This is a genomic window from Campylobacterota bacterium (genome assembly GCA_020633995.1).
GTDB lineage: Bacteria > Babelota > Babeliae > Babelales > RVW-14 > JACKCO01.
Genome location: JACKCO010000004.1, coordinates 414,658 through 437,372, shown reverse-complemented (window position 1 = coordinate 437,372; position 22,715 = coordinate 414,658). Strand labels below are relative to the sequence as shown.

Genomic DNA, 22,715 nt, shown 5'->3' with positions numbered 1-22,715 from the left:
AAATGGTGCATGTAGTACACGTTATACTTCAACAATACTTTCATTTTTAACGTTCTAATAATGCATCAACGGGGTTGAGTTGCGATGCTTTGTAGGCAGGATAGTATCCAAAAAAGATGCCGACCATGACTGACGAACAAACAGACAACCCAACAGATGTTGTGGAGACAAAAATTGGCCAGCCGAGAACAAGACCAATGATGCTTGCTGCGCTTACGCCAAGCATCAGGCCGAGCAGACCGCCTATTAAACAGATGACCATTGACTCAAGTAAAAATTGGGTCAGTATGTTTTGGGTCGTAGCGCCCAGAGCCATGCGGATGCCAATTTCTCGTGTTCGCTCGGTGACAGAGACGAGCATAATATTCATAATGCCAATACCACCAACAACGAGTGAAATTGCAGCGATAATGAGGAGTAAGACGTTAAGCACCGCAGTCGCTGCATCTGCTGCCTGGGCAATGTCATTTTGAGTAAACAGCGTGAAATCATCGTCGTCCTGTGGTTTGAGGCGGTGTTGTTGGCGTAGGACAGCACGCACTTGGTTGCTTGCAACTTTAACGAGGTCTTTGCTGGTGGCATTCATGATCAAGGCGGCATAATTTTTTGTCCCAATCACTTTGCGTTGAATGGTTGTAGTTGGTGCATAGACCATATCATCTTGATCTCGTCCGTCTGGTGTTTTACCCATTTCTTCAAGAACGCCAATAACTTTGAATGGAAGTTTTTTTATGCGAATGACATGGCCAATGGGATTGGTGTTGCCAAACAATTCTTTCGCGACGGTTTTGCCTAGCAGCGCAACTTTGGTTGCGCTGCGCAGGTCTTGCTCAGTAAAATATTCACCCTTGGTAAGCTTCCAGTTTCGAATGTCAAAATAGTTGGCATCGACGCCAGTGATCATGGTTTGCCAATTTTGTCCTTCAAAGACAACAGTTTCATTAGTTTGAAGCCCGCGTGACATTTGAAAGATTGCGTCACACTCGTCTCGTATTGCATCAAAGTCAGAATCTTTTAGGTTCAAGCTTATGCCACCTCGTTGAGCCATATTTTTGGGCGTTGTTGCCAAGACAATGATAAAGTTGGGGCCAAGTTTTTGAATTTCTTTGGTGACTTGATATTTTGCGCCATGACCGATTGCCATAACGGCAATGATGGAGACGACACCAATGATGATGCCGAGCGTGGTAAGGAGTGCGCGGGTTTTATGCTGACCAAGAGAGCGTAGCGCTGTAGTGACCAGCATGTTGATGTTCACTGTTTTCCCCCCTTGTCTGTGTCGGTGTCTGTTGGAGCATCTGTGCCTTGCTTGCTTTCTTTGTCTTTGATTTTTTCTTGAAGGACGAGCTTTTTGTTTATGTGGTTTTGGGCTGCACTGTTGCGTTGTTCATTTTTTTCATGTTCAAGCGAACCATCTGATAGTTGTCCATCTTTGAGATGCACTATGCGATGGGCCTTTTGTGCAATATATGGTTCGTGCGTTACCATGATGATTGTCATGCCTTTTTGATTGAGCAGCTCAAGCATTGCAAGAATTATTTCGCCAGTTTCTGTATCAAGGTTTCCGGTAGGTTCATCAGCAAACATAATGGCCGGATCATTTACCAAAGAACGCGCAATAGCAACGCGCTGCTGCTGCCCGCCTGAGAGTTGGTAGGGAAAATGGTCCATGCGATCAGCTAGTTCGACGTTGGTTAATATTTCTCGCGCTTTTTCGCGTGCCTTGACCTCGCCCGTTTTTGCATATAACGCAGGTAGGGCAACGTTGTCTAATGCTGTTAAGTTTGGCAGTAGGTGGAATTTTTGAAAAACGAAACCAATTTTTTTGTTTCTTATGTGTGCAAGCTCATCGCGCGTTGCACTCATAATGTTTTCGCCTTCAAGTAAATATTCACCTTCGGTGGGCTTATCAAGGCAACCAAGGAGGTGCATAAGTGTTGACTTGCCCGAGCCTGAGTATCCCGTAATTGCAACAAATTCACCTTTTTCAATGTTGATGTCCACGCCTTTGAGCACGTGAATTTTGTTATTGCCTATGGTAAATATTTTGTGCAGGTTTTTTGCTTCGATCAGTTTCATTTTATCTGCCTATGCTGCCTGGCTTTGAAAATATTCTGTCGAGCACAACGTTTGCATTATTATTTGTTTCGTCAATGCGTGTTATAATGTGGTCATTTTCAGTTAGGCCCTTTAAAACGTGTGTGTAACGACCATCATTAATGCCGAGTAAAACCTCAACTTGCTCAATGGTATTTTCTGGCTCTTTAAAAAGCCAGACGAAGTCTTTGTGCTCGGTGGCTACTTTGCTGCGGGTTATTTGTTTTGAATGGTCAACATAATGTTTATGTTTTTTGAGCGTTATATTCTCTTTTTTGCATATATCTTTGAGGGTTAAATAGTTGATGCGCAGTGTTTTGTTGGGGATAGTAAGCGCATTTGTTTGCTCGGAAACTTTAATATCAACGTTCGTCGTCATGCCAGGACGGAGCTTAAGGTCTGGATTTTCGACATCGAGTTTTGTTGCAAAGGTAACAACGTTTTCAACGATTTTTGCTTGATATTGGATTTGAACGACTTTTGCATGAAAGACTTCTTTGGGAAATGCATCAACTGAAAAGATGGCCTCTTGGCCCTCTTGTATCATGCCAATATCAGCTTCATCAACGTCGATTCGGGCTTCCATTTTTTTAAGGTTGGTTGCTATCTTGAAGAGTACGGTAGTTGAAATAATTGCTGTGACACCTTCCCCGAGGTCAACTTTTCGTGCAATAACAGTACCGTCGTCGGGTGATTTAATAAATAAATTTTCATAGGTTTTTTTTTCTACTTCGTAGGCATAAAACGCTTCTCGAACACGAGCCTGGGCGACCGTGTAATCCTGTGTAAATTTATCAAATTGATCTTTTGCGAGTTGACCAGCTTCGTAAAGTGCTTTTTGCCGTTCGTAAAAAGCTTTTTGGTATTCAAGTTGTGCTATTGCTTGATCGTGAAAAGCCTTTGCTTTGTTCATGGCTGAATCGCCGACTCCATTGTCAATAATAGCCAGTACTTGACCTTTTTTGACGATGTCGTTGTCATCTACAAGAAGCTCTTGAACAATACCTGGTACGAGTGGACCAATGGTGATGTGGTCTTTAGCCTCAAGGTTGCCGGATGAGTTTACATACTGAACAAGGTTGCGTCGTTGCGGTTGCTGCGTATGGAATAATGTTTTTTTTTCTTTTTCAGGTTTGAAGATGAGGTACATGGTACCGGTAATGATACCGATTAGCACCATTGAAAAAACTATTTTTTTTATCATTACACTCTCACTCTCTCTGCTCTGCGCACGTGTCTGTTATTTACGCGCTCTAGTATAGCGATGAGTATAACAAGGTGTGTAGTATTTTGTACAATTTTTGCTGCTACTGTTCGATGAGTGCTTTGACAGGGTCCATGCGTGCTGCCTTTTGTGCTGGATAGTAGCCAAAAGCAACGCCTACACTTATCATGCTTGCGGCAGCGATAATGATTGCTGATGGTGTGTGGATAACTAACCAGCCGGTAAATGGCTTGACCAGGTAGGGTATGCTAAAGCCAAGTGCAATGCCAATTGTTCCACCAATAAAGCATAGTACGAGCGCCTCGTATAGAAACTGGCACAAAATGGTTGAGTAGGTTGCACCCAGTGACATGCGAATGCCGATTTCTTTTGTGCGTTGGCTGACTGAGGCGAGCATAATGTTCATAATGCCGATGCCGCCGACAATAAGAGAAATAAGGGCGATAATTATTAACAGCAAGGAGAGCGTGTGAGATGACTTTTGTGCTGCTTGCAACATTGAGAGTTGGTCGTAAATCATGAAGTCATCGGGCATGCCACGGGTAAGCCGGTGTAGTGTTCGTAGCCGTTGTCTGATTTTTTTTACTGCTGTTGGAATAAGTGAAGCGCTTTTTGCCGATAGAGCAATGCCATGGATATAATTTGGCCGACCAAAGTTTTTTTGCACCGTTTTTATGGGCATAAAGCTTTCATAGTTTGGGTTATTCATGCTCATATCGATAGTAGACTTTGCAAGAACTCCAAGGACGGTGTAGTGGTGTGGGCCAATTTGAACTGTTTTACCAACGGGGTTTTGTATGCCAAATAAATCACGTGCTACTTGCCAGCCAAGCACAATGACGCGGGATCCTTTTTGTACATGGTAATTGAGAAAAAATGAACCGAGTTCTATCTTATTGTTGTTAATTTTTAAGGCATGCTCGTTTGAGCCCTTGAGGAGCGATTTGACCGTGTTGCCTGAGTAGCTAATTTGTTGTGAGGTGTACGTGAAGGGTGATATATGAGCAATTTCAGGGACCGTTTTTTGCAGGAGTGCAGTATCAGATGATTTTAGTTTTCTGATGACACTTTTTGTTTTGGCTGACACCTTGCCTTCTGCCATAAATGAGCCGGGGCTTATGTAAATGCTGTTTGATCCGGTTGCAAGAATGTCTCGTTTTATTTTTTCTTCAGCACCTTTGCCTATGGCCATTATGGCAATAATTGATGCTGTGCCAATGATGATACCAAGGCAGGTAAGCAGCGAGCGGCCCTTGTGATGGTTGAGCGTGTGGAGAGCTGTTTTTATCAGGTAAATATTATTCATGGTTATGACAGTCCGGAGCCGAACATTTTTTGATAAAAATTTTCCATTGGATTTTTTTCATCAATGTCGATAATGACATCATCATACTCAGAGAGTCCGTGTAAAACTTGCCAATGTAAGCCGTCGGTAATGCCGAGCGTGACGGCTCGTTGAGTAAAGTTATCGTTGGCTAAAATCCATACAGACTTTATGTGTTGGCCTGCATGTGCTTGTTTGTACTGTCTACGTTGATCTTTACTGAGTGGGGTGTGGGTTTTATCAAGTATTTTTGCAATGGCCTTGATCTGATCAAGCGTAATTTGAAGGGCTAAGCCGTTGAGGGCCAGTGTATTTGATACTTTATTTATGTTGATTGTGGTGTTGACGATCATGCCTGGACGGAGTAGCAGGTCATTATTTTGTAGGTCCGCTTCAGCTTTGTAATTTATTTGTTGCTCTGCATTTTTACCTTGAGTGTGCGGGGTAATGCTGATTTGTTTTATGATCGATTTAATTTTTTTGTCAGGAAATGAGTTTACGGTGCATGAAATTCTTTGTCCTTGACGAATTAAGCCTATGTCGCTTTCGTCAATATCAATGACTGCTTTCATGGCAAAGGTGTCTGGTGCTATTTCAAATAAGGTAATATTGCTAATGTCGTTGGCTATCATTCCCTTGGTTGCGTTGATGGCAATGACGATGCCATCATCAGGGGCTTTAATGCGTGTAGAATCAAATTCCATTTTTGCTTTAGCTTCTAACGCTTGTTCAGTTAAAAGGTCTTGAAGGGCCTTCTCTCTGTCTTTACTGATTTGTTCAAAGCGGTCTTGGGCAAGTTGGCCTGCCCTGTGAAGTGCCTCTTGACGACTGAAAAAGTTTTGTTGGTAATCGTATTCTGCCGCTGCTTTTTTTACACGGTGTTGGGCGGCGATGTAGTCGAGGTCTTCTTTGCCGGTGTCTATGATTGCAAGGAGCTGATCTTTTTTTACACGATCATTTTCATTGACCAATATTTCGCGCACAAAGCCAGGCTGAATGCTTCCTATCTTCATCACATTTTTGAGTTCGAGCACGCCAGCAGCAGTGACGGTTTGTTGCAGCGTTTTACGAGTTGGTTTTTGTGTTGTGTAGGGTAGGGCGGTGGGGTGCGTGAAATGTTTTTTGTATAGATAGGTGCTCAGTAGAGTGATGACAGCAATAGCTAAAGTGATGGTAATAAACGTTGCTTTTTTCATAACAGCTCCAAACAGAGGGGGCTTTGGTGTTTTTTAAGCTATCACCAGTGTAGCATGATTTTTTGGGGATCGTGTGAAAAAGCTGGTGCGTGGACCATATGTGTCAGTTTTTTATGCACCCTGTGGGTTGAGGTAGTTAAGAAAGTATGACAGCATGGTGGTTATGAGCGTGCAGAGAAGCATGATTTTGGTGTCATGTTGGCTTGGTACAAATTCTTTAATGTTGGGAATTTTTGCAAGCGTCTCGGAGCATTTTTTATGGCAGCTGTCGATGAGCTTTTCAATTTTTGTGTCTTTAATTGTCTGCTTTAGGGTGTGTTCGAGCAAAAAACTGTGCATGTAAAAAATGACGGTGCAGAGTGCAACTATTAACTCGTTATTGTGTGTGAGTTGTTGTTTGGCAAATTCTATGACGTCAAAGTTAGAATCGGTGAAAAATTCTGACTTGTAGATGAGTGCGAGAATAGTTCCGTTAAGAATGAGATCAGCAATTTTTTTTGAGTTGGAAACTTTTTGGGATGCATCATTGGTTGCTTTACACAAAAGGCAAAAGTTAACTAATTTTTGAAGTAGTTTTTGTGCGCCACGAGTTTGTTCGCTAACAGCAGGTATTGCTAACGCTAACGAGTCTATGGTTACATTGTTGGGGACACTTTGGTTCATTGCCCAGAGTGAGTTTGGTGTCACAATGCACGAGATCGCATATGCAAAAAATAGTATCGATTTTGATGATATGTTCATTAGAACCTCCAGTCTTACTCATTGTTAGTAAGTATCCATTTCTAATAGAATATACCGATTTTATTTTAATGTCAAATGGGATATCTTGATAAAGAAGGGGGGTGATTGTCAGAGGTTTGAATGGGGGAAAGTTGGGTGTTTTTTCGTAGCAATAAAAAAGACCGAGCGTTAGACTCGGTCTTTTTTGTCCAGGTGTTAATTTTTAGGCGTTTATTGTTTTTCCTCAAACTCAGCGTCAATACTGTCGTCTTTGCCTCTAGTTTGTTCCTGTTGTTCGCCTTGGTGTGTTTGATCTGATTGGGCTTGCTGATTTTGTTGTTGCTCTTTGTAAATGTGCTCTGCAAGCTTATATGATGCCTGAGTTAGTTGTTCGTTTGCTTTTTGGAGTTGTTCCGCATCGTTCTCATGTTCTTTGAGCACTTTTTTAGCATTTTCAATTTCGGTCTCAACGGTGCTGACATCAGCCATTGGAAGCTTATCTTTGTTTTCCTTGATCATTTTTTCGGTTTGCATGATTGTGTTGTCGAGTTGGTTGCGTTTTTCAATGGTCTCTTTGGTTTTCTTGTCTTCAGCTTCGTGTAGTTGTGCATCTTTAACCATTTGATCAACTTCATCTTTTGACAGACCCGATGAATTGGTGATGGTGATGTGTTGCTCTTTGCCAGTTCCTTTGTCTTTTGCTGAAACGTTAACAATACCGTTTGCGTCAATATCAAAGGTTACTTCGATTTGAGGAACGCCGCGAGGAGCTGTTGGAATGCCATCAAGGCGGAAGCGTCCAAGCGTTTTGTTATCTTTAGCAAATTCGCGCTCACCCTGAACCACGTGAATATCGACAGCTGTCTGGTTGTCTTCTGCCGTGCTGAATACCTGTGATTTTTTGCTTGGGATTGTTGTGTTGCGCTCGATCAGCTTTGTTGCAACACCGCCCATTGTTTCGATGCCAAGCGAGAGTGGAGTAACGTCAAGAAGTAGTACGTCAGTTACATCACCAGCCAGAACACCACCTTGAATTGCTGCTCCAACAGAGACAACTTCATCTGGATTAACTGATTTATTTGGTTCTTTACCAAAAAAGTCTTTAACCATTTCTTGGATTTTTGGCACACGGGTTGAGCCACCAACTAAAATGACTTCTTGGATGTCTGAAGCCTTAAGGCCTGCATCATCGAGTGCTTTTTGGCATGGGTTGAATAGACGCTTGAAGACGTCTGCACATAGGTTTTCAAACTTGGCGCGGGAAAGTTTTGTGACCAAGTGTTTTGGTCCCGACGCATCGGCAGTGATGTATGGCAAGTTGATTTCAGTTTCTGTTGTTGATGAAAGTTCTATTTTTGCTTTTTCTGCAGCCTCTTTAAGTCTTTGAAGCGCCATTTTGTCGTTGTGCAGGTCGACGCCATGTTCTTTTTTAAATTCATCAGCTAAGTATGAAATGATGATTTCATCGATGTTGTCACCGCCAAGCATGGTATCGCCGTTGGTTGATTTTACTTCGACGACGCCGTCACCAACTTCAAGGATTGAAACGTCAAATGTTCCCCCACCGAAGTCGAACACAGCAATCATTTCGTTCTTTTTTTTGTCTAGACCGTATGCAAGAGCAGCTGCAGTTGGCTCATTGATGATTCGTTTAACATCGAGCCCTGCGATTGTACCAGCATCTTTGGTTGCTTGTCGCTGAGCGTCATTAAAGTAAGCGGGTACGGTTACCACTGCTTGGGTAATCTTTTGTCCAGTGTAGTCTTCTGCCGCTTGTTTGAGTTTTTGTAGGATGGCGGCCGAAATTTCTTGAGGCGTCATGGCTTTGCCATTTATTTCGATGGCGACATCGCCGTTCTTGCCCTCTACCAGCCTGTAAGGCATGGTTTTAATTTCTTTTTCAGTGAGCGAAGAGAACTTTCTACCAATGAATCGCTTTGCTGAGAAAATAGTATTTTCCGGATTTGTGATTGCTTGACGTTTGGCGACTGAACCAACTAGGCGTTGCCCATCTTTGGTGAAAGCAACAATGGACGGAGTTGTGTTGTTACCTTCCTGATTTGGGATGACCTTTTGGTCCCCACCTTCCATGAACGAGACAACCGAGTTAGTTGTTCCTAAATCGATACCAATTATTTTTGACATAATGACCTCGAGTTCCTTTTAAATAGGCTTTGATAGGGAGTTTTACTTCTAATTTTTGACTAAGAATAGTTTAGTGGGCTAATGAAGATGTGTCAAGTTGCACTTAAGAAAATTTTAGTGCAATCGACTCAAGATTTGCGAGGCGCTCACCCTGTAATTACTATTTGTGTCTGATAATTAACCAGCTCACTGTGAGTGCAAAGCTGCTTTGTCTGCCGTGTTTATAGGGGGGCTGATCTATACTCGTTGCCTGTTTTGCGCGATCGCGCACTCCACCTCCCCCCTCATGCCGTTTACTCTGGAGCTTATGGGTTCGGGATGGATGCTTGAGGGTGTGATATGAAAGTTTTTTTAACGAGGCATGATGGGCTTGGTTACGTGTTTATATAAGGAAGATTATTAGAAAGGGTGTGACAGTGGGCTGACCTGGGGAATAGACGGGCTTGTACGCAGCCTTGCTCAACCAATCGGACGACATGCTTGAAAGCTTTGCAGGCAGACCTATCGAACGATGATAAACGCAAAGTACCTATTTGTTGTGCATGCAGCAAACTTTGCTAAACGCTGATCGAGGAAATGATGAATAGACACAAGAGAGAACATGCAAGCGTCACCAGCATGTACGATGTATTGGTAACGAACCGCGGCTTAAGCCTCCATTGGAAAAATGCATGAGAGGCTATAATTGCAAAAACAATGCAACGAATAACAATGAGGAAAGTGAGTATAGAGAAGGGCGTTGCATAGGGATTTGCTTCGAAAGCAAAGTAGAGCAGGCCAAGCTCAATGAGCTTAATAAGCAAAAACTTGCTGGATTCTTGTTCTACGATATAAAACTGCTCATAGATCATAAAGAAAAATTCGGTGAAGGTAATAAGCAAAAATATCAGTGAAAGGGAGACGGTAATACTTGTAACTTCGTGTCGCTGACTGAGCCTGACGATAGGGTGATAGTTGATTAAAAGAAACAGGGTTGGGGGTGCTATCAAATTGACCATGCTTTGGCATAGCATGCCAAATGCTTCTTTCTTTGTGCTTAGGGGGCTTTGCTTAAGACTTGCAAGAAGCGCATTGCCCGAAAATCCTACCGAGTATCTAATGATTGATTGTAATGAGTGAGCAAATGAGCTTGACAGGTAGAAGAAGCCAGCAGACTTAAGGCCAAACTTGTAGGCGAAGAGTGGGGTAAGAAGATTGGATGTGAACATATGGCGTGCAAACCTTAATATACAATTGCATATACGCATAGCATAGGTTTTTGAAATTGACGCCTTACGAATCTGGTCTATATCATGATCTGTTAGATCAGTGCTTGGTAGTCGTATGACGTATCTAACTGTTAGAACGGAGAAAAGAAGTACGCACAAAAGAGAGTCAACGAAATGTGGGAAGAATATAAGCTCAAGCGAGAGGGTCCACCCCATAACAAAGAAGCAAAACCATATTGATGCTTTATACAAAAAAAACAACGTTAACTCAATGACGACCACCTGCTTGTTAAGAAATATTGTATGAAGCAAGTAACGCATAAAGCTGCGCACCGTCTCAAGTACGATGATACACGGGGCTATCCAAAACATTGAACTTTGAGTGGATAGGAACTTGGGAAGAAAAATATAGGTACACAGCCCTGTGCATAGGATGATAAATGGAGTATTGGGCAACAAATAATAATGCACAAAGGTGTACACAAAACTTTTACGACTTTGCGTAAACAGTGAGGCGTATGAGGGGATGGTGTTAGAAGCCCCAAAATCCGCAATGTAAGTTGTAAGGTAAATAAGAGAGAATAAAGCTCCGACGATACCGTAGCTTGCATGTGTCATATAAGAGAAGAGCAAAAAGATATGAAATGATTTAACCACTTCATACATAATGCTTCCCGCAAGGGTCCATTTAAACCCGTATTTGAAGCGCTGGGCCTTGCCCAAATCAATGGTTTGCGTATTACTCATAGGCTTTATATTATTAAAAAACGAAAAAACTTTCTCACTAACAGTTCATTATACATCAAGATTACGCCATTGGGAAAGGTCATTTCGCAATAAATTTAAGAAAATTATTATCTTTGCTTATAATAGTGTATCATAATAACATGATTACAAATGACACCAAAGAGGGGCTAGCCGGAGCGGTTGGAGGGGGTTGGCACTCTGCACTTTTTCGGGTATCATATATATCAGGTGAAAGTGTAGGAGTAGTTACTAACCTTGGGGTTTAGGAATGCTCGTGAATTATGCTGGGGGTGCCCTTCGTAATTTTACGCAAAGGGATTGGTTTAATGTTTGAACTTAATGAGCATGTTGTATATCCTGGCCACGGCGTTGCCTTGATCAGCGATATTGTTGAAAAAGAAGTTGCTGGTAACAAAATACAATTTTTAAAACTTTCTTTTCTCTTTAGTGATACGACCATTTTGGTTCCTACCTATAATGCCAACAATGTTGGCATACGAAGGCTGAGCTCCCCCGATGTGGTTTCTCAGGCGCTTAAGGACTTAGCTACGGCAAAAAACAAGAAAATTGACGCTATCGATTTTACCCCAAGTGGCTGGAACAAGCGCAGCAAAGAGTATCAGAATGGGATTCAGGGTGGTGATTTGTTAGAAATAGTAGACATCTACGGCGACTTAATGAATATATCACAACACAAGGAGCTTTCTTTTGGGGAAAAGAACATACTGCAGCTTGCTGAAGATCTTATTTGTCAGGAGATTCAGACGGTGAATAAGAAAGACTCCGACGCAGTCATTCGATTGTTGCGTGCCCCATTTCGTCAATTTTCTTACCAAGGGGAGCAAACCCTCAAGGGTGGCGATTATACCTCATCAGTTAATATGTAAGCCATGAATCGCATAAGCCATGCTCAATAATCGCATCATTGTAATAACAGGACCCACCGGTTCGGGAAAAACAGCGCTATCGGAGAAGATTGCCCAGCGACTAAATAATATAGAAGTCATCAATGCTGACGTTGGCCAATTTTATAAGCCATTGAGTGTTGGGACTGCTAAGCCTGATTTGGCAAAGCAGCCTTTTAGGAGTCATTTGTTTGATGTTTTAGATGAACCCGAAGACCTTGATGTTGCCGCCTACCGCGATCGCGTTAAGGTACTGATACGTGACATTTACGGTCGCGGGAATGTGCCGGTTGTTGTTGGCGGCTCTCTTTTTTATATCAAGGCTCTCTTTTTTGAGCCACACCATCATGTCGGTGAGGTAAATGGCTCTGTTGGTCCAAAAAATCCCTGCAAGCTTGAGGTCCATGAATCTGGCAATTGGGATTTATTACGTGATATAGATCCCTGTCGCGCAGCAAAGATTCATCCAAATGATGTGTATCGGATTAATCGGGCGCTAGAGTTGTGGCGCAAAACAGGTCGTTTGCCGTCTGAGTTTGTTCCTCAGTTTAATCCCCTGTGTGACGCTTTTATTGTATACCTCGGTTGTGAAAAAGATTATTTACGAAGTCGACTTAAACAAAGAACCGATGAGATGCTTAGTCATGGTTGGCTTGAGGAGGTCGAGGGGATTCGCGGTACAAAGTGGGAAGCATTTGTCCGGAGAAAAAAGCTTATAGGATATGTGCAACTTCTTGATTTCATCGAAGGTACATTGTGTGAAAATCTGGATGAGGTTAGTAAAACAATTTTTGAAAAAACATGGCAATATGCAAAAAGACAAAGAATATTTTGGGATAAATTTGAAGATGATCTCCTGGAGGGTCTATCTGGCAAAGGTGATCATGATACGATTATTAGCAGGCTATCTATATCGGGTGATTTATGGATAAGCGCCATGGTTGATGATATTGAGGGGTATATTAATAAATATGACCTGCAGGTTCGTGATAATAGTGAATTGTTTTGAATTTTGGCCGGGTTGTTTTTCGTTGGCTTGCCATGTTACCACATTGTCCCTCGTTGAAAGTTTGCGTGGCGAGCGATTTTGTTTGCCTTTCTCTTTTGCTTTATCTGGACGACATTTTGGTGAAATGTTAAAAAAAATTTGGAAAAAATATTGAGTTGCGATAGACTCCATTCTAGTTTTTTATTACAAAACCTTAATACTTGGAGAAAATAGTATGATTGGTTCATTTAGAAAAGAGATGAAAAAGTGGCACTCAGTCCTATGGATCGTTTTTATTTCCATGGCCTTTGGTACCGTTGGATTTTTATTTTTTTCACCACAAAACGTTAACTTTATGCGGGTTGCTCGCGTTAATGGTAGATCAATACACCTTAAAGAGTACTATCGCTCTCTAGCTCAGCTTCAGGAGCGCATTAACACGCTCAAACCATATGCAAAAATGTATGGACTCTCTGAGGATATGTTTATTAAATCTGTGTTGGGTGTTTCAAATCCAGCCGAATTTGCGCTTAACAGTGCTGTCAAAGACCAGTTGCTAGATAGCATTGCAGAAGATCTTGCGGTGCGCGTAGATGGTGAGTGGTTTAAACAGGAGTTGGTCAAGTCATTACCCGAGCTTGTTGATCAAGATTCAAAATTTGATGTAGATGCTTACGAGCGTTATTTGCAGCGCATGTCAATAACTCCAGCAGCCTTCGAGAAAGAGAAGGAGAGAGAGTTTTCTCGTAACCTTGTTCAGCAGCTTGTTTACAATATGGCGTATGTGCCCAATAATGTAGTGAATGACTTTTTGCAAGCGGACTATGGTAAAAAAAGCTTTGAGATTATGGTTTGTCCGCAATCATTTTTTGACAAGAAGGCGGAAGAAGAAAAGGTATCAGATCAAGATTTAGAGGCTTACTTTTCTAAACATACGGATAAATATAGAGTTCCAGAAAAACGATCTGGTCGTTATTGGGTTCTGTCAATTGATGAGTTTAAAAAACAAATTGAGATCGACGATTTAGCTGTAAACAGATTTTATGAACGGAACAAATCAAGCCTATTCAGAGTTGCGCCTCAAATCCAGCTTCGCCGCATTTTGCTTGCGTTGCCTGAAGGGCACACTTCTAAGCAGCGGGATGATTTATCGTACAAAGCAAAGAATTTGCAAAAACTTCTTATTGAAAGTCCAGAGCGCTTTGCAGAGCTGGCAAAAAAACATTCTGATGACAAAAAGACTGCAGCCAATGGTGGCTTAACAGAGTACTTCTCTCGTAATACCTATTCACAAGCAATGGAGGCGCTAGCGTTTAAGCTTCGTGACAATGAAGTCTCCGAGCTAATCCGTACTCCTGAAGGGTTTGAAATTGTGCAGCTTGTGGGCAGAAAGAAAGCTTACGAAAAACAGCTTAACGATGTTCGCGAAGAAATAGTGGATACATTGCGCGCTAAAAAGGCTCTAGCAAGTGTTAAAGCCGACCTAGAGCGCCTTGTGCACACGTATAAACAAGAGCCCACTGCTTTAGATGAATTTATTCAAAAACATGGGCTGAAGGAAAATAAAACATCGTTGCTTTCTCAGGAAGATACACAAAAAACAGAACTTGAGGGCAGTCTGGCTGCAAAGCTTTTTGCTGGCAACAAAGCAATTGATGCCATTGGTCATTTTGCACATGAAGAGAAGTTTGTGCTTTATCAGATCTCAGACATACAGAAGTCATATGTTCCAAAGCAATCGATCTTGCAGGATCAAATAAAAAGTGACTATTTGAAATCAAGGTCCCGCGACAAAATGAAATCTTTTGCGCAGGATTGGAAAAAGGCACTTTTAAATAATCAGATAACCTTGGAAGATCTTGCAAAGAAAGAAGGATTTGCCCACGTAGTTACAGATAAGATCATAAAAAACACAACCAAAGTTAAAGGGCTGGAAAACTTCGGGACGCTTATCCAGAAAATGTTTGTAATGAGTGACCCATCTCAAGTTGTGCAGCATAGACATGAAAACACTCTATATTTTGGTCGACTAAAAGAAGCCGATGATCAGCTTAATAAGAGAGCTGAGCGAGATCGGTCAAAATTAATTGAACAAGAGAAATATAAAACAAGGACTACGTTGCTTGGAGCATTTATTGCATCTTTACAAAGAAATGCTAAAATAGAGATTGACAATAAGGTGTTAGAAGCCCCTTATGGCAGACAAGCAACCACATAAAAAAGAGAAAGCTATTTTATGGCAGCAAATACAGCAACAACAAAAAAAGATACTCAGCCAAAAGATGGTATTATTCCTGCTTTGAGTGAGGAACGAGCCAAAGCCCTGAAAAGCACTTTTGAACAAATTGATAAGCAGTGCGGAAAAGGGTCGGTTATGCTTTTGGGTCAAAAGCCCAACCTGAATGTTGAAACTATCTCGACGGGGTCGATCCTTGTTGATGATGCTCTTGGCGTGGGTGGCTTACCGCGTGGTAGAGTTGTTGAAATTTTTGGGCCTGAAGCATCAGGTAAAACCACGCTGACTTTGCATGTTATTGCGCAAGCACAACTGGCAGGAGGTGTGTGTGCATTTATTGATGCAGAACACGCTATGGATCCAACCTACGCTGAGCGTGTTGGAATTGACATAAATAACTTAATTATCTCTCAACCTGACTATGGTGAGCAGGCTCTTGATATTGCAGAAATGCTGGTTCGCTCCAATGCTGTTGATCTAGTTGTAGTTGATTCTGTGGCGGCGCTTGTTCCTAAAGCTGAACTCGAGGGTGATATGGGTGACCACCATGTTGGCCTACAGGCTCGCCTAATGTCGCAGGCCTTGAGGAAATTAACCGCTATTGTGAGTAAGTCACGTGCCTGTTTAGTTTTCATTAACCAAGTGCGTAGTAAAATTAATGCTATGCCTTTTGGGGATAAAGAGACAACAACAGGTGGTAATGCGCTTAAATTTTATGCATCATTAAGACTTGATGTACGTCGAATTGGCGCTCTCAAAAAGAATGACAAGCATTTTGGCAACAGGGTATTAATTAAAGTTGTAAAAAACAAGCTTGCTCCGCCATTCAAGCGTATAGAGGTAGATTTGATCTTTGGTAAAGGTATCAGTCAAGAGTTAAGCCTACTAGATGCAGCAATAGAGCATGGCATCATCAAGCAATCTGGTGCATGGTTTACCCTAGGTGACGAAAAGCTTGGTCAAGGCCGAGATAACTGTCACAAGAGATTAGAAGAAGATAAAAAACTTTATCAGGAAATTTTCAATCAAGTCAAAGAGAAAATGAAAGAGAAGAGCTAAGGTGTTCATGGTGAACAATAAGAAAAAAGAAGGTAACCTGGCAAGTAAATATTTTGTAAATGACCAAATCAAGGCCCGTGAGGTCATTGTGATTGATCATGAAGGGCAAAACTTGGGAACCATCCCAACATCTCAGGCATATCATCAAGCTCAGGATGTGGGAATGGATTTAGTTCAGGTTGGTACTAAGGATAATGTTCCTGTAACGAAATTCATGGATTTTGGGAAATTCTTGTACATCAAGAAAAAACAAATGCATGATGCCAAAAAACACCATAAAGTTATTCATATTAAAGAAATTAAGATGCGACCAAACATTGGCGATGGTGACTATCAGACGAAACTACGCAAGGCTTCAGAATTCTTTCGTGATGGAAAGAAAGTTAAGTTTACCTTGCAGTTTAAAGGTCGTGAGGTCACTATGATGAATGACCTGGGACCACGCTTTTTTGATCGAATAGCTGAAGATATAAAGAAGATGGATCTTGGTTCATTGCAAGAAGAAAAAGATAGTAGAAGCCATATGTATTGGTCAAAAATATTTGCAATAAAGTAAGCTTTAAAATATTAATGTTATTTAAGTAATTTAAGATAATTGTACGGGATATATTTATGCCAAAGATGAAAACACACGCTGCATGTAAAAAGCGTTTCAAAAAAAACCGTAATGGTAAAGTGAAAAAAACAAGTGCTTACAGAAGGCACCATGCATGGGCGAAATCCCCAAAGCAAGTGCGTGAGTTACGTTGTGCTTCTTATGTTGAAGGACAACAGCGCAAAAATATTTTAATTTTAATGCCATATTAATTGATTAATAATTTTATAGAAACGAGGTTTTAAATAATGAGTAGAGTTAAACGCGGCGTTGTAACCAGAAAAAGACATAAACGCCTCCTCAAGCAAGCAAAAGGTTTCTGGGGTCAGCGTAAAAATATTTTTAAACGTGCAAAAGAAACATTGCTCCGCGCGATGCGCTTTGCCTATATCGGCCGTAAACTAAAAAAGCGTGACATGCGTTCACTGTTTATTACCAGAATCGGTGCGGCTTGCAAACAAAACGAAACCTCCTATAGTAGCTTCATGCATGGACTGAAAAGCTCTAATATTGAGCTTAATCGAAAGATGCTTAGCCAGTTGGCAATTTTTGAACCAAAGGCGTTTGTTGAACTAGTGCAGATTGCAAAAAAATAAAAATGTATTGCAATTCCCTTTGGGAAAGCGCTAGGCTCTTTTTAGAATAAAACATAAAAAGCACAAATATTTCTTTGTGGAAAAGGAAGAGAATGAAGTATTTAGAAGAGCTTGAACAGAAGGTTCTTCGACTCATTCAACAAAAAGAAGAGCTTCAGATGCGTTACGATGGGCTCAGCCAGCAGCATAAGCAATTGCAGGAGCAATATTGCCAGCTTGAAGCTTCATTAATGAAAGAAGTTACGACAAATAAAGAGCTAACTCAAGAAAAAGCTACAATTATTACGACCATAGAAGAATTACTTTCGACAATTGATTCTCTCGAAAGTCTAGAATAATGGTTTTGTTATGCGTAAAAAGATAAAAATATCATTGCTTGGAAAGTCATATTCTATCGTTACTGATCAAGAGGCTGAAACAATTGAGCGGGCAGCTCGACTTGTTGAAAAAATGATCAAAGAAAAGATGGAAAAAATGGTACTCCCTGATACTGAAAAAATTGCGCTTGTTGTAGCCCTTGAGCTTGCTACGGATCTTGAATTAAGTAATCAAAAGCTTGATGCGTGGGAAAATAAGCTAGAACGCTTATCTGCTACGATTGATAAAAATTTTAGCGTTTGAGCCGTTTTTTGCTCTTCTTTCTTATACTTTTTTCCTTTTCTCTTCCTCAAAGAATCTAATTTTTTGCTTTTCTGATTTTTAAATAATACAGATTGGGGAACAATCATGATTATAGGATTTGAACCGCTTTTGTTTTTAGGTGGTACGGTTTTGGGCTGCCTATTAACGGGTGTTTATTTCTTTTTAAAGAAACAGCAGCTCGTTAGAGCAAAGTCAGCTGTACAAAAAATGATGAAAAACACCAAGGAAGACATTGAAAAAGAACGCAAAGAACGACTTCTCGAACTCAAAAGTGAAATAAACCGTAAGCGCAGTGAATTTGATATAGAGATAAAAAAAGCTCGTATGGAGCTCCAACATATCCAGAATAAATCTCAAAAAAAAGAACAATTGCTTGATCAACGCGAGTTGATGATTGATGAGTTGCGCCGCGAGCTTCAGCAAAAAGAACGTGATCTTGCAAAGCGTCTTGATAGGCTTAGTTTTGATGAAACAAAAGTCAAAAAACTGTATGAAGACTTAATGAGCAAGTTAGAGCGTTTAAGTGGCCTCAAGCAAGACGATGCTAAACGCATTTTATTTGAATCACTTGAAAAGGAAGTACGCCTTGCAAATCAAAAATGGATTGCCAAGGTGGAATCGGAAACCAAAGAAATTGCTAAGGAAAAGTCTACCTCAATACTTGCTTCAACTATGCAGCGTTACCTTGCGGAGTCTGTCACATTGCATTCTTCAAGTGTCATTCAGCTTCCTAACGAAGAAATGAAGGGTCGCATCATTGGTAAGGAAGGAAGAAATATTAAGGCTCTTGAGATGGCAACGGGTATGGAGTTTGTCATTGGTGATACTCCCGAAATTATTACCATTTCGGGGTTTAACCCGATCAGGCGAGAGATAGCCCGTCGCTCCCTGACAAAACTTATCCAAGATGGTCGTATTAACCCAACAAGAATTGAAGAAACTGTTGCTAAGTGTGAGGCTGAACTTGACCAAACGGTGCTCGAGATTGGTCATCAAACAATTCTAGAATTTGGCTTTCGTGGTGTTCATGAAGAGATTGTCAAACTTCTGGGCAAACTTCATTTCAGAACCAGCTACACACAAAATAACTTAATTCACTGTAAGGAAGTTGCCTATTTCTCACGTATGATCGCCACAGAACTTGGCCTCGATCCAGACCTTGCTGCTCGCGGGGGACTATTGCATGACATTGGTAAGGCTGTTTCTGCAGAGGTAGAGGGACCTCACGCTATTATTGGTGGAGATTTAGCAAAGGAGTATGGTGAAGATCCTCTGGTGGTCAATGCTATTGCAGCTCACCACGAAGAGGTTCCGCCCATCAGTGTGTACTCATTTATTGTGCACATTGCCGATGCTATTTCGGCATCTCGCCCAGGCGCTCGAAAGGAAACGTTGTCAACATACATCAAGCGTTTAGAGCAACTTGAAGAAATCGCTGGTGGATTTGATGGTGTTAAAAAAGCATACGCGTTGCAAGCTGGCCGTGAAATTAGGGTTATTGTTAATGAAGACTCACTTGACGATGAGAAGGCGCAAATACTTTCACGTGACCTAGCTAAAAAAATAGAAGAAGAAATGGCATTTCCTGGCGAAATTAAAGTAAATGTAATTCGCGAAAAACGCTTTATTCAAGCAGCTCGATAGTTAGGAACGATGAGTACAGTACGAATTTTATGCATAGGTGACATTATTGGCCTGCCGGGGCAACAAGTTTTTGCAAAGTGGATTGATAGGCTAAAGCAAGAGCATGCTGTCGATGCGGTACTGGTCAATGGTGAAAATGCTGCCAAAAATGGTCGCGGTATTACACCTCAAATTATTGATTTTTTCAAAGAACATGGCGTGTCGGTGGTTACCACCGGCAACCATGTTTGGGGTCAGAAAAACGTTTATAACGCACTCAATGAACGCAATGATATTGTGCGTCCAGCTAATTACCCTCCAGCTTGTCCTGGTAGGGGGTATGCTTTTTTTACCGTTAATAAAACAACGGTAGCTGTTATTAACGTCCATGGGCGTGTTTTTATTCCAGATTCTTTAGATTGTCCCTTTAGAACCATAGAGTCATTGTTGACGTTTGTAGGCAGCAAAACAAATGTAATCTTGGTTGATATGCATGCTGAAGCAACATCTGAAAAGCGAGCCATGGGATTTTTCCTTGATGGCAAGGTTTCTGCGGTGTATGGCACCCACACCCATATTCAAACGGCTGATGAGCAAATTTTGCCTCAAGGCACTGGATATCTAACCGATCTTGGTGGATGTGGGCCGCTGAATTCTATTATTGGTGTAAATTATGATCAGGTAATGGCTAAAATACTTTCGCACCCAAAAGCTTCGCAGTTTACCGTTCAGACCACGGGCCCCATGGTTCTTTCTGGAATTTGGTTTGATATTGATACTGCTACTGGCAAAACGGTAGCCTTGAAGCGAATTCGCCTTGTTGACAATGACATTGTCATTGATACAAGCAAAAAATAACTAACGCCATGCTTGCACGCTTTTTTTATCAACGGTTTATGTCTTTTTTCCTGTTGGCTGCAAGTGTCTGTTTTGTTTTTTTTACTTCGTGTAATGTTTTTTTGCGTTTGCAATTTATTCCGTTTCTTGGCGCCATTCCTCTGGTATGTTGGTACATGCTTCCGCTTATTGGGATTTATGCCTTTCCTTTTGCATCAAGCTTTGCCGTAGCTCATGTTTTGGGGAACATTATTGCGTACAATCAAGATGGAATGATTTATTTTTTGTCTGCAGCCAGATCTTCACTCCATAGGGCCGTACTGCTGTTTTCGCTTACACTTGCGGTTTTGTATGCACCACTTGTATTTGAGTATGGACCACAAAGCTATAGCAAGGGGAAGCAGTTTTTGCTTATTGCGGCAAAAGAGCAACTTGCAAAACTGGAGCCCGGCAAAATTCATACACCATTTCCCGGATTTATGGTGTCATTTGCTCAAAAAGAGTTTTTAGAGAATGGCTATGTCGAGCTGCAAAAGATAATGGTTGCACTTATGCATAAAAAACGGGGAGCCCAGTTTTTTGTTGCACAACGTGGTCAACTGCGTGACAATATTTTTCAGTTGTATAATGGCTCTGCGTGGATGCAGCAACAATCGGGTAAAGAACACGTTGTGCACTTTGGGCACAGCAGGCTTGACCTCAAGAGTTTCTTTCAGTCTGATTCTATTCAAGAAGACAGCAAGCTTGGGCATGTTAAATTTACGTCGCTGGCTAAACTGCTTCAGCATGCCAAACATAGTCGAGAAGCTTTGTTTGAGTTACATAAACGTGTCACAACGGTGTTATGGCAACTGTTCTTTCCACTTTTGGCCTGCTTGGCCATGATGCTCTGGGGTCAAGGTTATAGCAACATACTCCGCTCGATTATGCTTTCGGGTGGTTTATATTTCATATACTTTGCAAATCTTGGTATTGCACAAATGTGCTCGAAAAATCATCTATTGAGCTTCTTTTTATTATATATTCCTGTGTTACTATTTTTCTCAATACTGCTTGTATTGTACAGGCGTCGTTTTTATTAACTCACCCCAAAATGCTCGACTTCAATTTACCCTGCCTGCAAAACTAAACATGGTGGGTGTATGATAGTTTTGTAAAACAAAAAAGGGGGGGGAGGGTTATGAATAATTACGTGTGGGGGCTGCTTATTTTATGTTTGGCAAGCTCTTTGTGTGGTCAAGGAGAAGAACGCTCACTTGATCAAGCAAAAGACGGTTTGCTTGCAATTTTGGTGCATGTTGGCCAAGAAATGCAAAAACTTAATAAAGATAATGATCCCAGTGGCCGTCTACTGTACGGTGTGTTGTTTCAAGATATATTCAATGCAAATGGAGAAGCCAGGGCTGTACTGACCAATCTGGGCAAACGCTGCGATCATGCAATAGCAGCATTTTATACACTATGGAGTGGTACGGGACTAACGCCTTGTACTGCGTGGCACTTGTATCAAATACATCAAGAGTTGGCAGATTTTTTTAATCAAACTATAAGCCAAATTGCTCAAAACTATGGGTTCAAGGTTGAGTTGGACTCAGCCAGAAGATTGGTGCTGTACAATCAAAATGGCTTTGATAAGCAGAGTTCCATACGCTACAAGGGGGTATGCAAGGTGGTTCAAGCCCTCGTGCGAATTATGGACAAGATTCACCTCAATCTTGAACTAAAATTTCGTAGCATCCTGACCAAACTTGGCTATACGGGAGCAATACTGGCTCTTTATACCTGCTGGTCGATCATATCAAATTATATAGAAACCTGCTGAACCTCATAGTGTGTCTGATAATTTTTATCAACATCAAAAAGAAGACGCTTTAAAATCTATAAACCCGTCTTCAAGGTGAGGGTGTGCGTTACAAAAACTTTCAATTTTTCATTTTGTGTCGGATAATATTTTTTATCTCTTGAATTGCTTCATCTAAAACATCATTTCTAACACGATACTCAAAGGTTTCATCCTGCGCCAGTTGCTTCATTTCTTCAGCTGCAAAAGCAATTCGTTGCTCAAGAGCTTGACCGTACTCGCGACCACGCTTTGTTAGCCGATCTCTAAGTGCTGTAGAGTCTGAAACATATAGGCCAATCATAACCGCTTCAGGAATCAATCGTTTAAGTGTGTGAACCCCAGCCAGATCTGTCACCATTACATACACATTCCCCGTAGCCATCCCGTTAATAATCGAACGCGGAGAGCCATAGTAATGGCCAGCGTATTGAGTCGTTTCCAAAAAAAATCCCTCATTAATTTTACGCTTAAATTCAACGGGCGACAAAAAGTAATAATCATAACCCTCAATTTCTCCTGGCCCCATTGGCCGAGAAGTGTACGTAACTACTTTTTCAATAGGCAATTCTACTGCAAGTTTATCAACCACCCCACGTGCTACCGTTGTTTTGCCAGCACCCGATGGTGCAGCTATAACAAAAAGTTTGCCGTTATTCATTATTTTCCCTCTATTTATATCCTTTATGCACATGCTGTAAATGACATTGTGTTTTATTATGTTAAACTATC

General features: G+C 41.3%; 22 protein-coding genes. 13 read left to right on the top strand and 9 right to left on the bottom strand.

Annotated elements, in window-relative coordinates; all coding sequences use genetic code 11:
* Window positions 1–46: 46 nt before the first annotated feature.
* From H6679_04960 to H6679_04925, 8 genes are all read right to left on the bottom strand, one after another.
* Window positions 47–1,258, bottom strand: a complete 1,212-nt coding sequence (locus tag H6679_04960) for an ABC transporter permease (protein MCB9493597.1) — start codon at window positions 1,256–1,258, stop codon at window positions 47–49.
* A complete protein-coding gene (locus tag H6679_04955) occupies window positions 1,255–2,073 on the bottom strand; it encodes an ABC transporter ATP-binding protein (GenBank protein MCB9493596.1) in 819 nt (272 codons plus the stop codon). Before H6679_04955 ends, H6679_04960 begins: the two co-directional genes overlap by 4 nt.
* Window positions 2,074–2,080: 7 nt before the next feature.
* Window positions 2,081–3,301, bottom strand: coding sequence for an efflux RND transporter periplasmic adaptor subunit (locus H6679_04950; protein ID MCB9493595.1), 1,221 nt, complete (start codon window positions 3,299–3,301; stop codon window positions 2,081–2,083).
* Window positions 3,302–3,404: 103 nt separating this feature from the next.
* Window positions 3,405–4,628 (bottom strand): ABC transporter permease, encoded by a 1,224-nt coding sequence (locus H6679_04945; GenBank protein ID MCB9493594.1) that lies wholly within the window; start codon window positions 4,626–4,628, stop codon window positions 3,405–3,407.
* A 2-nt stretch (window positions 4,629–4,630) separates the two neighbouring features.
* Window positions 4,631–5,842 carry an efflux RND transporter periplasmic adaptor subunit gene (locus tag H6679_04940; GenBank protein MCB9493593.1) on the bottom strand — a complete coding sequence of 404 codons (1,212 nt, stop codon included), beginning with the start codon at window positions 5,840–5,842 and terminating at the stop codon, window positions 4,631–4,633.
* Between the two features lie 111 nt (window positions 5,843–5,953).
* A complete protein-coding gene (locus H6679_04935) occupies window positions 5,954–6,583 on the bottom strand; it encodes a hypothetical protein (protein MCB9493592.1) in 630 nt (209 codons plus the stop codon).
* A 210-nt stretch (window positions 6,584–6,793) separates the two neighbouring features.
* On the bottom strand, window positions 6,794–8,707 hold the full coding sequence (dnaK, locus tag H6679_04930) for a molecular chaperone DnaK (GenBank protein ID MCB9493591.1): 1,914 nt from the start codon (window positions 8,705–8,707) through the stop codon (window positions 6,794–6,796).
* A gap of 557 nt (window positions 8,708–9,264) precedes the next feature.
* The gene (locus H6679_04925) at window positions 9,265–10,662 is read right to left on the bottom strand and encodes a hypothetical protein (protein MCB9493590.1); all 1,398 of its coding nucleotides are present in this window, start codon (window positions 10,660–10,662) and stop codon (window positions 9,265–9,267) included.
* 326 nt (window positions 10,663–10,988) lie between these two features.
* Between H6679_04925 and H6679_04920 the strand changes: the two genes are divergently transcribed.
* From H6679_04920 to H6679_04860, 13 genes are all read left to right on the top strand, one after another.
* Window positions 10,989–11,549, top strand: a complete 561-nt coding sequence (locus tag H6679_04920) for a hypothetical protein (protein ID MCB9493589.1) — start codon at window positions 10,989–10,991, stop codon at window positions 11,547–11,549.
* A 19-nt stretch (window positions 11,550–11,568) separates the two neighbouring features.
* Complete coding sequence (miaA, locus tag H6679_04915) at window positions 11,569–12,576, top strand: tRNA (adenosine(37)-N6)-dimethylallyltransferase MiaA (protein ID MCB9493588.1); 1,008 nt, start codon at window positions 11,569–11,571, stop codon at window positions 12,574–12,576.
* A gap of 238 nt (window positions 12,577–12,814) precedes the next feature.
* Entirely contained in the window at window positions 12,815–14,773 is a 1,959-nt protein-coding gene (locus tag H6679_04910) for a peptidylprolyl isomerase (GenBank protein ID MCB9493587.1), read from the top strand.
* 18 nt (window positions 14,774–14,791) lie between these two features.
* Entirely contained in the window at window positions 14,792–15,850 is a 1,059-nt protein-coding gene (gene recA, locus H6679_04905; GenBank protein ID MCB9493586.1) for a recombinase RecA, read from the top strand.
* Window positions 15,851–15,857: 7 nt separating this feature from the next.
* On the top strand, window positions 15,858–16,406 hold the full coding sequence (gene infC / locus H6679_04900) for a translation initiation factor IF-3 (protein ID MCB9493585.1): 549 nt from the start codon (window positions 15,858–15,860) through the stop codon (window positions 16,404–16,406).
* Window positions 16,407–16,462: 56 nt separating this feature from the next.
* Window positions 16,463–16,657 (top strand): 50S ribosomal protein L35, encoded by a 195-nt coding sequence (gene rpmI / locus H6679_04895; protein ID MCB9493584.1) that lies wholly within the window; start codon window positions 16,463–16,465, stop codon window positions 16,655–16,657.
* A 36-nt stretch (window positions 16,658–16,693) separates the two neighbouring features.
* Window positions 16,694–17,041 carry a 50S ribosomal protein L20 gene (gene rplT, locus H6679_04890; GenBank protein MCB9493583.1) on the top strand — a complete coding sequence of 116 codons (348 nt, stop codon included), beginning with the start codon at window positions 16,694–16,696 and terminating at the stop codon, window positions 17,039–17,041.
* 92 nt (window positions 17,042–17,133) lie between these two features.
* A complete protein-coding gene (gene zapB / locus H6679_04885) occupies window positions 17,134–17,379 on the top strand; it encodes a cell division protein ZapB (GenBank protein ID MCB9493582.1) in 246 nt (81 codons plus the stop codon).
* Between the two features lie 10 nt (window positions 17,380–17,389).
* The gene (locus H6679_04880; GenBank protein MCB9493581.1) at window positions 17,390–17,662 is read left to right on the top strand and encodes a cell division protein ZapA; all 273 of its coding nucleotides are present in this window, start codon (window positions 17,390–17,392) and stop codon (window positions 17,660–17,662) included.
* 105 nt (window positions 17,663–17,767) lie between these two features.
* Window positions 17,768–19,327: a ribonuclease Y gene (gene rny, locus H6679_04875; GenBank protein ID MCB9493580.1), complete on the top strand. Its 1,560-nt coding sequence runs from the start codon at window positions 17,768–17,770 to the stop codon at window positions 19,325–19,327.
* A gap of 9 nt (window positions 19,328–19,336) precedes the next feature.
* Window positions 19,337–20,164: a TIGR00282 family metallophosphoesterase gene (locus H6679_04870; GenBank protein MCB9493579.1), complete on the top strand. Its 828-nt coding sequence runs from the start codon at window positions 19,337–19,339 to the stop codon at window positions 20,162–20,164.
* Window positions 20,165–20,172: 8 nt separating this feature from the next.
* Window positions 20,173–21,225 carry an LptF/LptG family permease gene (locus H6679_04865; protein MCB9493578.1) on the top strand — a complete coding sequence of 351 codons (1,053 nt, stop codon included), beginning with the start codon at window positions 20,173–20,175 and terminating at the stop codon, window positions 21,223–21,225.
* A 98-nt stretch (window positions 21,226–21,323) separates the two neighbouring features.
* The gene (locus tag H6679_04860; GenBank protein MCB9493577.1) at window positions 21,324–21,965 is read left to right on the top strand and encodes a hypothetical protein; all 642 of its coding nucleotides are present in this window, start codon (window positions 21,324–21,326) and stop codon (window positions 21,963–21,965) included.
* Between the two features lie 100 nt (window positions 21,966–22,065).
* On the opposite strand, the gene H6679_04855 is transcribed toward H6679_04860, so the two are convergent.
* Window positions 22,066–22,644 carry a guanylate kinase gene (locus tag H6679_04855; GenBank protein ID MCB9493576.1) on the bottom strand — a complete coding sequence of 193 codons (579 nt, stop codon included), beginning with the start codon at window positions 22,642–22,644 and terminating at the stop codon, window positions 22,066–22,068.
* Between the last annotated feature and the right edge of the window lie 71 nt (window positions 22,645–22,715).